Raw genomic sequence first — 12,287 nt, forward strand, 5'->3', positions numbered from 1 at the left:
TCCTACAGGGGGTGCATTATTTTTTGGAGCGGTGTACGAGCTTCATGACGACAACGAAGAACACCGGCACGAAAATCACCGCCAACGTCGCCGTAATCATCCCGCCAATCACACCCGTCCCGATCGCCTGCTGACTCGCCGAACTGGCGCCGGTCGCAATCGCCAACGGCACAACACCGAGAATGAACGCTAGCGAGGTCATCACGATCGGTCGCAGACGCAGGCGTGCGGCCTGCAAGGTCGCGTCGATCAGGTCATGGCCATCGTCGTACAGGCTCTTGGCGAACTCGATGATCAGGATCGCGTTCTTCGCCGACAGACCAATAATGGTGATCAGACCGACCTTGAAGAACACATCGTTGGGCATGCCGCGCAACGTGACCGCCAGTACCGCGCCGAGCACGCCGAGTGGCACCACGAGCAACACCGAAGTCGGAATCGACCAGCTCTCGTAAAGCGCCGCCAGACACAGGAACACAATCAGCAGCGACAACCCGAGCAGTATCGGCGCCTGACTGCCAGACAAGCGCTCCTGCAACGACAGCCCCGTCCACTCCTGCCCCAAGCCTTTCGGCCCTTGCGCGACCAGGCGCTCAATCTCAGCCATGGCCTCACCGGTGCTGTGCCCCGGTGTCGGTTCGCCGGAAATCGCAATCGCCGGATAACCGTTGTAACGCGTCAACTGCGCCGGGCCCTGAATCCATTTGGCCTGGACGAATGCCGACAACGGCACCATTTTTCCGGCGTTGTTACGCACGTGCATTTTCAGCAGATCATCAACCTGACTGCGTTGATCACCTTCGGCCTGTACCACCACACGCTGCATACGCCCCTGATTGGGGAAGTCATTGATGTACGAGGAACCGACCGCCGTGGAAAGCACGTTGCCGATGTCGGCAAACGACACACCCAAGGCATTCGCCTGTTTACGGTCTACTTCAAGCTGCACTTGCGGAGCCTCGGCCAGTGCGCTTTCACGCACGTTCATCAGCACCGGACTTTTTTCCGCAGCAGCGAGCAACTCTGTCCGCGCCTGCATCAGTGTCGCGTGGCCGAGACCGCCGCGATCCTGCAGGCGGAATTCGAAACCGCTGGAGGTGCCCAAGCCATCAATTGGCGGCGGTAACACGGCAAACGCCATCGCATCCTTGATCTGGCTAAGGGCGGCGTTGGCGCGGTCGGCAATCGAACTGGCCGAGTCATCGCGGCCACGTTCAGACCAGTCCTTGAGTGTGCTGAACGCCAGCGCGGCGTTCTGCCCGCTACCAGAGAAACTGAAGCCGAGAATCACCACGCTGTCGCTGATCCCGGGCTCGCCGGCGTTGTGCGCCTCGAACTGCTCGGCCACTTGCACCGTACGGTTTTTGGTCGCGCCCGGCGGCAACTGGATGTCAGTAATGGTGTAACCCTGATCCTCAACCGGCAGGAACGAGGAGGGCAGGCGCATAAAGCACAGGCCCAGACCGACCAGCAGCACTACATAAATCAACAGATAACGACCGGTACGCTTGAGCGCATAGCCGACCCAGCCCTGATAACGCTCGGTCAGTTGCTCGAAGCGGCGATTGAACCAGCCGAAGAATCCGCTTTTCTCGTGATGCTCGCCCTTGGCAATCGGCTTGAGCAAGGTCGCGCACAACGCCGGGGTCAGGGTCAGGGCAAGAAACGCCGAGAACAGAATCGAGGTCGCCATCGACAGCGAGAACTGCTGGTAAATCACCCCGACCGAGCCCTGCATAAAGGCCATCGGAATAAACACAGCGACCAGCACCAGCGTAATGCCGATGATCGCGCCGGTGATCTGCGTCATCGCTTTGCGTGTGGCTTCCTTGGGCGATAAACCCTCGGTGGCCATGATCCGCTCGACGTTCTCCACCACCACAATGGCATCGTCGACCAGAATGCCGATGGCCAGCACCATGCCGAACATGGTCAGTACGTTGATCGAGAAACCCAGCGCCAACATGGTCGCAAAGGTGCCCATCAGCGCCACCGGCACCACCAGCGTCGGGATCAGCGTGTAGCGGATGTTTTGCAGAAACAGGAACATCACCGCAAACACCAGCAGCATCGCCTCGCCCAAGGTGTAAACCACTTTGGTGATCGAGACCTTTACGAACGGCGACGTGTCGTAGGGAATCTTGTATTCAACTCCGGCCGGGAAGTAGCGCGACAGCTCATCCATTTTCGCTCGCACCAGTGTTGCGGTGGCGAGCGCATTGGCGCCCGGCGACAACTGCACGCCGACAGCGGTGGACGGTTTGCCATTGAGGCGCGTGCCGAACTGGTATTCCTGACTGCCGATCTCGACCCGCGCCACATCGCCGATACGCACAGTGGAACCGTCCGGATTGGCCTTGAGCACGATGTCGGCAAATTCTTCCGGCGTCGACAATTGGCCTTTGACCAGAATCGTCGCGGTGATTTCCTGGCTCGACGGGTTCGGCAAATCACCAATGCTGCCAGCGGAGACCTGAGCGTTTTGCGCGGTGATCGCGGCGTTGACGTCCGCTGGGGTCAGGTTGAAGCCGATCAGTTTCTGCGGATCGACCCAGATGCGCATCGCGCGTTCGGCGCCATACAACTGCGCCTTGCCGACGCCGTCGAGACGCTTGATCTCGTTCATCACGTTGCGCGCGAGGTAATCGCTGAGCGCTACGTCATCGAGCTTGCCGTCGCTGGACGTCAGGGTGATCAACAGCAGGAAGCCTGAGGAAACCTTCTCCACCTGCAAGCCTTGCTGATTCACCGCTTGCGGCAGACGCGACTCGACCACTTTCAAGCGATTCTGCACGTCAACCTGTGCCAGCTCGGGATTAGTCCCCGGCTGGAACGTGGCTTTGATCGTCGCGCTGCCGAGGCTGCTCTGCGATTCGAAGTACAACAGGTGATCGGCACCGTTGAGTTCTTCTTCGATCAGGCTGACCACGCTTTCATCGACGGTCTGCGCCGAGGCGCCGGGGTACACGGCATAGATTTCGATCTGTGGCGGTGCGACGTCGGGGTACTGCGCCACCGGTAATTGCGGGATGGCCAGCGCGCCGGCCAAGAGGATGAACAACGCGACCACCCAGGCAAACACCGGGCGGTCGATAAAGAACTGCGGCATATGAAAGCGTCCTGCTTACTGACCAGAGGTCTGGGCAAGTGGAAGAGGGGTGTCGTCGATCTGCACTTTCTCGCCGGGACGGGCGTGCTGCAGGCCTTCGACGACGATGCGGTCGCCAGGCTTGAGGCCGCCGGTGACGATCCAGCGGTCGTTCTGCACCGCGCCCAGTTGCACCGGTTGCAAGGCGACGCGCATTTGCTCGTCAACCGTCAGCACCTGAGCGATACCGGCGCTGTCACGTTGCACCGCGCGTTGCGGCACGGTCAGGCCATTGGCAATGGTTGCCTGCTCCAGACGCACGCGGACAAAACTGCCCGGCAGCAAATCGAGATCCGGGTTAGGGAATTCGCTGCGCAGGATGATCTGGCCAGTGCCCGGGTCGACGGTGATGTCAGCAAACAGCAATTTGCCCGGCAGCGGATAAAGACTGCCGTCGTCCTGAATCAGCGTGGCTTTGACCTGATCCTGACCGACCTGCTGCAATTGCCCGGAGCGGAACGCACGGCGCAGTTCATTGAGTTCACGGGTCGACTGGGTGACGTCGGCGTGAATCGGGTTGAGCTGCTGAATCAGCGCCAATGGCGTGGTTTCGTTCTGCCCGACCAACGCGCCTTCAGTCACCAGCGCCCGGCCAATACGACCGGAGATTGGCGCAGTGACGGTGGCGTAACCCAGGCTCAGTTTCGCCCGCTCGACCGCTGCCTTGTTGGCGGCAACGTCAGCGGCGGTTTGTCGGGCCGTGGCGCGGGCGTTGTCGTAATCCTGAGCACTGATGGCCTTGTCGCCGATCAGCTGCGCATAACGCTGTTCCTGCAACTTGGCCTGAAACGCATTGGCCTCGGCCTTGCGCAGCGCGGCTTCGGCGCTGTCGAGGTCAGCCTTGAACGGCGCCGGGTCGATGCGGAACAGCACCTGACCTTTTTTGACGTCGCTGCCTTCGCGGAAGGTGCGCTCCAGTACCACGCCTGCCACCCGTGCACGCACCTCGGCGATACGCGGCGCGGCGATGCGGCCACTGAGTTCGCTGCTCAGGGTCAACGGGCGGGCTTCGAGGGTTTCGATGCGCACCGTGGCCGGCGGCGCCTGTTCTTCGGCGTTCGAAGATGAATCACACGCGCTCAGCGTCAGCGCCAATGCGATCAGGCCGAGCCCGGCCAGCAGTTTGTTCGACATGTACTACCCCCAATATTGATGCCCGCATCCTACGGACAGTCGCCGAGAGTAGCGGTGAAGCTTTGTAGGCGCTGTGTGAAATTGTGTAAGGGTTTTACTCAGGGACGGGTGAGGGCGTATATCCTTTAGCCCTTGAAATTTATTGCGACAGATGAACCGCCATCGCGAGCAGGCTCACTCCTACACTGTTCTGTGTTGACCACAAATCACTTGTAGGAGTGAGCCTGCTCGCGATTGGGATTTATCAGTCGCCACAGCACTTTTCTGGAACACCCATGCCCAACATCCTCCTGGTCGAAGACGACACCGCCCTCGCCGAACTGATTTCCAGCTACCTCGAACGCAATGGCTATAGCGTCAGCGTCATTGGCCGTGGCGATCACGTGCGTGAACGGGCGCGGATCAATCCGCCGGATCTGGTGATTCTCGACCTGATGCTGCCGGGGCTTGATGGCTTACAGGTCTGTCGCCTGCTGCGCGCCGACTCGGCGACGCTGCCGATCTTGATGCTCACCGCGCGCGATGACAGCCACGATCAAGTGCTCGGCCTGGAAATGGGCGCTGACGATTACGTCACTAAACCGTGCGAGCCGCGAGTCTTGCTCGCCCGCGTCCGTACGTTGTTACGGCGCAGCAGCCTCGGCGAACCGGTGACCGCCAACGACCGTATCTTGATGGGCAATCTGTGCATCGACCTGTCCGAGCGCACCGTGACCTGGCGCGATCAACCGGTGGAACTGTCCAGCGGCGAGTACAACCTGTTGGTGGTGCTGGCCCGGCATGCCGGCGAAGTGCTCAGCCGTGATCAGATCCTGCAACGCCTGCGCGGCATCGAATTCAACGGCACCGATCGCTCGGTGGACGTGGCGATTTCCAAGTTGCGTCGCAAGTTCGATGACCACGCCGGCGAGGCGCGCAAGATCAAAACCGTGTGGGGCAAGGGTTACCTGTTCAGCCGTTCGGAATGGGAATGCTGAGCTGATGTTTCGCATCCTGTTTCGCCTGTATCTGGTGACGATCATCTCGTACAGCGCGGCGATTTATCTGGTGCCGGATCTGGTGGTGATGGCGTTCCGCGAACGCTTTGTCACCTACAACCTCGATTATTCCCGTGGTCTGCAATCGTTGATCACCAAACAGTTCCGCGCCGTACCGCAAGATCAGTGGCCGGCGCTGGCGCAGTCGATGGACAAAGACTTTCAGCCGCTGCACATCGTCCTCGCCCGTATCGACAGCGCCGACTTCACCGCCATCGAGCAGGAACGCCTGCGCCGTGGCGAAAACGTCGTGCGCATCGGTGATTGGGGCTGGCGCACGCTGGCGGTAGCACCGCTCAATGACGACGTTGCGGTGCAAATGGTGGTGCCGCCGGATCCGATGGACGTCAACTTGTTGTACTGGAGCATCAACGTGCTGATCGGCGCGTCGTTGCTCGCGTGTCTGTTGCTGTGGTTGCGCCCGCACTGGCGCGATCTCGAGCGCCTCAAAGGCACCGCCGAACGTTTCGGCAAGGGCCACTTGAGCGAGCGCACGAAGATCGCCCGCAGCTCGAACATCGGCAGTCTCGCCAATGTTTTCGACACCATGGCTGGCGACATCGAAAACCTGCTCAATCAGCAACGCGATCTGCTCAATGCGGTGTCCCATGAGCTGCGCACACCGCTGACGCGTCTGGATTTCGGCCTTGCGTTGGCCTTGTCCGATGATTTGCCGGCAGCCAGCCGCGAACGTCTGCAAGGGCTGGTCGCGCACATTCGTGAACTTGATGAACTTGTGCTGGAGTTGCTCTCCTACAGCCGCTTGCAGAACCCGGCGCAGTTGCCGGAACAGGTCGAAGTCTCGCTGGATGAGTTTATCGACAGCATTCTGGGCAGTGTTGATGAAGAACTGGAATCGCCGGAAATCGTCATCGACGTGTTGTTGCACGGGCAGCTTGAGCGTTTTTCGCTGGATCCGCGCCTGACTGCCAGGGCGATCCAGAACCTGCTGCGCAACGCCATGCGTTATTGCGAGAAACGTATTCAGATTGGCGTGCAGGTCAAGGATGAAGGTTGTGAAATCTGGGTCGACGATGACGGTATCGGGATTCCGGATGACGAGCGTGAGCGGATTTTCGAGCCGTTCTATCGCCTCGACCGCAGTCGTGATCGCGCCACCGGCGGGTTCGGTTTGGGGCTGGCGATCAGTCGCCGGGCATTGGAAGCGCAGGGCGGCACGTTGACGGTTGAAGGCTCACCGTTGGGTGGTGCGCGGTTCAGGCTGTGGTTACCAAGTCTGGCGTGATTCCGATCAGTGGTAGCGATTCCGTCCTATACCTGTCAGGTCTGACAGTATCACTTCACTTGTCGACTCAGTTTAATGATGCATCGATGCAATGCGTTAGTGACTGCATCGATTAATTCAATAACTTGTGAGGACAAGAAAATGGATAAAAAAGAACTTAAAATCGAGACTGCCCCCTATCCAGCTATAAAGCCTATCAAAGGAACGGTCACGGAGATTTATAAACTGGTGATGGATGGGACTGATAATGTGCAGGTCGTTGTGAAGCTGGATGAAGGAGGCGGGACAAGAGAGTTTTCGGCCTCTAAAGACAAATATTCTGTTGGCGACAGAGTCGGTGATTAGTAACCAGAACCATGTCATCGCCGACCAATGCCCGCCAGTTATTCGATTTTGGCTAACGTCACTCAAGTGATTTTTTTTTGGGGGTTGACCGCTGGGTTTTTGAACACCCTGTCAGATCTGACAGTTGCGGCCTTCGGTGTTACGGGATTTGATACAGGGGACAGGTTCCTGCCCTGATCAATCCCGTCTCCTCGCAAAGGACTGAAGCCGATGGCCGCGCCAACTCTCGACAAGCCTATTGTTCCCGGAATGAAAGAGCCGGTGACCGCACCGCAACCGGTTGACGGCGCGGTGCAGCTTGCGTTGACTCAGCTCGATCCCCAAGGGGTCAAGGTTTTTATTGCCCCTTCAGCGAGTACTGCGGCGGGCGACAAGTTGGTGCTCCGCCTCAATGGTGTGGTGGTTGACACTAAAGTCATTGGTGCAGGGGAGGAAAGCCAGCAAGCGACGCTGTTTGTGCCGGCGAAGCAGTGGCAGGATGGCGTCAACACGCTTGAATATGGTTTTGAACGGGCCGGCGTCGAAAACGAAACCTCTCACCCACTGCCGTTGTGGTTCCACCGCATGCGTCCGGGTGGGGTGGACATGCTTCCTGGCAACGAGGGCCACTCGGAGTTGGCTCTGCAGATCGCGCAGTCGATCCGCGATCAAGGGGTCAATGCCGATCGAGCGCGCGATGGGGTTGAGGTCAGTGTGTCGTATCCGTTGATGAGGCCTTTCGACACGATCCTGCTCAATTGCAACGGCGTGATCTTGACCCACGTCGTCACCAAGGCCGAAGCCGACAGTGGCCTGCCCGTGGTCATGACCATCGATGAAGCGACATTCATTGCAGCGGGCGACGATCCGGATTTCCCGCTGAGTTACACCGTGTACGACTGTGCCGGCAATGGCCCGGACACCAACAATCCCCATTCAGCGGTTCAACACATCTATGTGAATCTCAAGGGCAATTGGTACGACCAGCCGATTGTCAGTGAGGATGCCAACGACGCCGAAGACGATCCCGATATCCTTGACCTCGACAAACTCGATGGCGCGCCGGCCATCGCGCAAATTTATGTGCCCCGCAGTTGGTTGAAGGGTGACGAAATTCATCTGACCTGCCGTTTCCGGGGGGCTAGTGGTGGCGAAGCGACTTTGATGCTGACCGATACGGTAAAAAACGCGCCGTTCCTGTACAAACTCCCGGTGCCGAACGATGCCCTTTCCGCCGCGACGGGGGGAACGGCCGTTTTTTTCTACACTCGGGTCAGTGGTGGCGTGCCACTGGAGCGCTCGGAAGCAACAACGGTCAGCATCGTGGGTGCCGCGACTTCCGATCTTCTGCCACCGACATTGGTCGGCAGTGGTGATGAACTTGATCCGCTGGACTTTCCTGAAGGGCTCATCGCTCGCATCGAGTATGCGGATGCACGGGATGGCGATCAGGCCAAGCTGCTGCTCGAAGGGGGGGCGGGGCTGGGCTCACCGGCCTACTCGCCGATCGACTTTACGGCGAGTCAGCGCGCCGACTTTCTGCTGACCCCGGCTGTACTCGCGGCCAACCACGGAAAAACATTGCGGTTGTCGTGGCAATTGTTGCGCGCTGGAGACGATCGCTTGTCGGACGAACGAGAGATCATCGTGCAGCCTATTAAACTCGCTGATTGGCGACTGCCAATCCCGGACATTCCTCAGGCGTTGGTCACTGCGTTGGATCTTAGTGTTTTTGACGGCGACGCCCAGGTCATCTGTAAACCCTGGCCGGCGATAGCGGTAGGGCAGAAGCGCTGGTTACGCGTACATGGCGTGGATCATGATGATGATCCGTATGAAATTATCGTCGCCAATGGCGCTCCGGTTACCGAATTTGAGAAAAACAATGGACTCGACAACACGTTGCCGCGAGACCTGTTAAAAAACTTCAAATCGGGTACGCCGTTGCACATCGAGTTGAAAGTGGCGTTTGATGGTGCCGCTGTCGTGCCCGCTGCGGTTGCTTTCAAAGTTCGTGATTATGAGGTGCTGAATTCGCCTTCCACACTGCTGGAAGACTTTGCCGAGGAACCCTATCAGTCCGTGAAAAAGGGCGGAGTGATGGAGACCAAGGCTCTAAAGATCACCTTCCAGAAGGGTGATGGCGAATGCGCGATCATGCCTCGCGAAGAAATCGGCGAATCGTTTCCCGGGCGGGTTGACGGGCCGGTGTTAAGCATCAGCCGCGATGCCTTTGGGGTCGAGCCGGTTATCGTCGAGCTGGAGCTAAAACGTACCTGTTCGCGAGTGAGTTTCTGGCAGGTCAGCGTTAACTACGAGGACTGCGCGGTGGAATATCTGTCTGCTGACAGAACATCGCTCGGCAGTCAGGTGCTGGGGGCTTCCCTCGATTTACCGGTGAATGTGGTATTTGCGGGAGCGGTGATCAAATTTCTGATCATCACGTGTCCGAAGGCCGACTGGTTCTCCCTGGACAACATCAGAGTTGATGACTGATCAGCGTCTGCGCCATGCCTTCGAGCTCGGAGGACGGGTTGTAACCGATGAGCATCCAGGCATGTTCGCGTTCGGTCCAATAGACGACGTTCATGTTGTGCCGGTGTTCCTGCGTGATTGGCCGACTGCCGCTGTTTGATCGCGTCACACACAGCGCCAGCGGCCCGTATCTGGCGTCTAGATAGACGATCTGCGCGATCGGCACGCCGTCGTATTCGAGCACTTGCGCGCGCCTGAATTCGGCACCGGACAGTTTCAGTTTTGCCGTTGAAAGGTTCAGACCCAATCGCTTGCCCACGGTCTGCAGTTGCGCCCGTTGCGTGGCGTCGTCGATGGGCAGGTGCGCGAGCGTTTGCGGCACGTACAGCGCCATGTAGTCACTGACCAGTTCACGCCAGTTGTGCGATTGTTTCGCTTGCCAACCGAGCACCAGGCGGTCAGCCAGTACGCCTGCGCCGACAAGCGCTGCCGCCGCCGCGCCGATGAACCAGCGTCGACTTATTCCCGGACGTTCTGGCGACGCGATCGCATCAAGCCGCGCCTGCAAACGCTCCGTCGGTGCTTGTTGTGCGAGTTCGTCGTAGGCGTTTTTGTACGGCAGGTTGCTGCGGGCGAGCCATTGCACGCGCAGATTGAGTAGCGGGTCGTTGGCGATAGCGTCGTCGAGTTGGCGCCGGTAGTCCGCGTCGAGTTCATCGTCCAGATAGGCGACGAGTTGCTCATCCGAAGGCGTGTTCATGGGCGATCTCCTTCGGTGGCTTTCGGTACGGCTTGCAGCGGCGGATATTCGGCGAGTTTCAGCCGCGCGGTGGCGAGGCGGCTCATCACCGTGCCAATCGGCACTTGCAGGATCTCGGCGACTTCGCGGTAAGACAAGCCTTCGACGTAGGCCAGATACACGGTTTCGCGCTGGGTTTCGGGCAACGCATCTACGCGGCGAATCACTTGCGCAGCCATCACATGCGTCTGCGCCGCGTACTCGCCATCAAACGCCAGTTGACCGTCGGCATCGACCTGGCCGGCGCCGTTGCGCACCCGACGCGCGCGCACTTCATTGAGCCAGATCGAATGCAGAATGCTCAGCAGCCAGCGATCCATGCGCGTGCCCGCCGCGTATTGAGCAGAACGCTCCAGTGCCCGCACACACGTTGCCTGCACCAGATCCTCGGCGACATGCCGATTGCGCGACAGCAGCAAACCGTAGCGCCACAATCGCGCCAGATGCTGTCCGAGTTCCGCTCTGAATGCCTGATCGCTGACGATGATGGCCTCCGCTTTGATAGGTCAGGTTTTTGATGAGTCGTTGATGGCTTGCGCCAGATCCTGATATTCCTCGCAAGACGTGCCGCAAATCGATTTGATCTGCTGCAACTGTTCTTGCGCCAGGTCGACGCGGCCTTTGATCACATAGGCTTCGCCGAGGTATTCGCGCACTTGCGCGTACTGCGGATCGAGTTTCACCGATTGCAGGTAATAGCTGATGCCTTCGTCGGTGCGCCCCAATTTGCGCGTGGCGTAACCGCGATAATTGAGGGCTTTGGCGGTGTTCGGTTGTTGCAGTGTGTCGAGCAGTGCCAGCGCTTCTTCGTAGCGCCCGTCCTTGGCCAGTCGATAGGCGTAGTCGGTGCGATCGGCGTCCGGCAACAGGCTGCTGGTTTGCAGCGCGCATTTCTGCGATTTGCTGTCCCAGACCTGGCCTTTCGGGCATTCGGGCTTCTTCACCGGCTCGTCTTCATCACCGTTGGCGAAGGCCAAATGGCTGGACATCGCGGCGACCAGCAGCAACGGGGCGGCGAACATAACGGAACGGATAGTCATGGGCAAGGCTCCACAGGAGGTTATGTTTCACTTTGAACACCACAGCGTGAAATTTTATTCATTGCTTTGTCAGTGACTGTTCAAGTGAGGCACAAATTCCGGCGCTATGCTCGTGAGCGTCTGCCGTTGATCCGAAGCTCTGCCATATAGGGGAACTGCCATGAACGATCAGCTCCATCACGCCACTGGCGGCTACAAAACCGCTGCCGATACCTACGTCAAAGGACGCCCGGATTACCCGCCTCAAGTCAGCGCCTGGCTGAGCGCAACGTTGGGGCTGGATAATCACCAAACCGTGATCGATCTGGGCGCCGGTACCGGCAAGTTCACTGGCCGGTTGCTAGCGACGGGCGCGCAGGTGATTGCCGTTGAACCGGTGGCGCAGATGCTGGAAAAACTCGCCGATGCCTGGCCGCAGGTGCTGGCCGTGCACGGCACGGCGACGGATTTGCCCTTGCCGGATGCGTCGGTGGATGTGGTGGTCTGTGCGCAGGCGTTTCATTGGTTTGCCAGTGCAGAGGCGCTGACGGAAATCGCTCGGGTACTTAAGCCCGGCGGCAGGCTCGGGTTGATCTGGAACCTGCGTGATACGCGAGTCAGTTGGGTGCCGAAGCTGGACGCCATTGTTAATGCGCTGGAGGGTGATACGCCGCGTTACTACACCGGTGAATGGCGCAAGGCGTTTCCGCATCCGGCGTTTGGGCCGTTGCAGGTGCAACAGTTTCACAATGGTCATACCGGGGCGGCGGAGGATGTGCTGTTCAACCGGGTGCGTTCGACCAGTTTTATTGCCTCGCTGCCAGAGGCGCAGCGGGCGAGGGTGGATGAGCAAATTCGCGCGTTGATTCAGTCTGAGCCGGAGCTGCGGGGCAGGAATGTGGTGACGGTGCCCTACGAAACCGCAGCCTTCGTGACACGAAAATCCCTGTAGGAGCTGCCGCAGGCTGCGATCTTTTGATGTTGTTTTTAAAAAGACAAGATCAAAAGATCGCAGCCTGCGGCAGCTCCTACAGGGTGGGGTGTTGCAGTACATTCCTTCAAGTCAGTCCCGCATTTGTCCGAACCGCCACCGTGATGCCTTGTT

Annotated in this window: 10 protein-coding genes; 5 read left to right on the top strand and 5 right to left on the bottom strand. The window is 59.1% G+C overall.

Features of this window, described 5'->3' with window-relative positions:
• Window positions 1-16: 16 nt before the first annotated feature.
• Window positions 17-3,109: a multidrug efflux RND transporter permease subunit gene (locus ACIP1X_RS00075; RefSeq protein WP_400748068.1), complete on the bottom strand. Its 3,093-nt coding sequence runs from the start codon at window positions 3,107-3,109 to the stop codon at window positions 17-19.
• A 15-nt stretch (window positions 3,110-3,124) separates the two neighbouring features.
• On the bottom strand, window positions 3,125-4,282 hold the full coding sequence (locus tag ACIP1X_RS00080) for an efflux RND transporter periplasmic adaptor subunit (RefSeq protein ID WP_400748071.1): 1,158 nt from the start codon (window positions 4,280-4,282) through the stop codon (window positions 3,125-3,127).
• Window positions 4,283-4,557: 275 nt separating this feature from the next.
• On the opposite strand from ACIP1X_RS00080, the gene ACIP1X_RS00085 reads away from it, so the two are divergent.
• From ACIP1X_RS00085 to ACIP1X_RS00100, 4 genes are all read left to right on the top strand, one after another.
• Window positions 4,558-5,259, top strand: a complete 702-nt coding sequence (locus tag ACIP1X_RS00085; RefSeq protein ID WP_053120306.1) for a response regulator transcription factor — start codon at window positions 4,558-4,560, stop codon at window positions 5,257-5,259.
• 4 nt (window positions 5,260-5,263) lie between these two features.
• A complete protein-coding gene (locus ACIP1X_RS00090) occupies window positions 5,264-6,565 on the top strand; it encodes an ATP-binding protein (protein WP_400748074.1) in 1,302 nt (433 codons plus the stop codon).
• A gap of 141 nt (window positions 6,566-6,706) precedes the next feature.
• Window positions 6,707-6,910 (top strand): hypothetical protein, encoded by a 204-nt coding sequence (locus ACIP1X_RS00095; protein WP_400748077.1) that lies wholly within the window; start codon window positions 6,707-6,709, stop codon window positions 6,908-6,910.
• Between the two features lie 210 nt (window positions 6,911-7,120).
• Complete coding sequence (locus ACIP1X_RS00100; protein WP_400748080.1) at window positions 7,121-9,385, top strand: hypothetical protein; 2,265 nt, start codon at window positions 7,121-7,123, stop codon at window positions 9,383-9,385.
• Here the strand turns inward: ACIP1X_RS00100 and ACIP1X_RS00105 are convergent.
• The 3 genes from ACIP1X_RS00105 to ACIP1X_RS00115 all read right to left on the bottom strand — a co-directional run bounded on the left by ACIP1X_RS00105 (window position 9,369) and on the right by ACIP1X_RS00115 (window position 11,203).
• The gene (locus ACIP1X_RS00105) at window positions 9,369-10,124 is read right to left on the bottom strand and encodes an anti-sigma factor family protein (RefSeq protein WP_400748083.1); all 756 of its coding nucleotides are present in this window, start codon (window positions 10,122-10,124) and stop codon (window positions 9,369-9,371) included. The genes ACIP1X_RS00100 and ACIP1X_RS00105 overlap by 17 nt on opposite strands.
• Window positions 10,121-10,606, bottom strand: coding sequence for a sigma-70 family RNA polymerase sigma factor (locus ACIP1X_RS00110; RefSeq protein ID WP_371262375.1), 486 nt, complete (start codon window positions 10,604-10,606; stop codon window positions 10,121-10,123). The genes ACIP1X_RS00105 and ACIP1X_RS00110 overlap by 4 nt, the downstream gene beginning before the upstream one ends.
• A 63-nt stretch (window positions 10,607-10,669) precedes the next feature.
• The gene (locus tag ACIP1X_RS00115) at window positions 10,670-11,203 is read right to left on the bottom strand and encodes a tetratricopeptide repeat protein (protein ID WP_400748086.1); all 534 of its coding nucleotides are present in this window, start codon (window positions 11,201-11,203) and stop codon (window positions 10,670-10,672) included.
• 160 nt (window positions 11,204-11,363) lie between these two features.
• Between ACIP1X_RS00115 and ACIP1X_RS00120 the strand changes: the two genes are divergently transcribed.
• Entirely contained in the window at window positions 11,364-12,134 is a 771-nt protein-coding gene (locus tag ACIP1X_RS00120) for a class I SAM-dependent methyltransferase (RefSeq protein WP_400748089.1), read from the top strand.
• The last annotated feature ends 153 nt before the right edge of the window (window positions 12,135-12,287 follow it).

This window comes from Pseudomonas sp. NPDC088885, assembly GCF_044750025.1.
Lineage (GTDB): Bacteria > Pseudomonadota > Gammaproteobacteria > Pseudomonadales > Pseudomonadaceae > Aquipseudomonas > Aquipseudomonas rustica.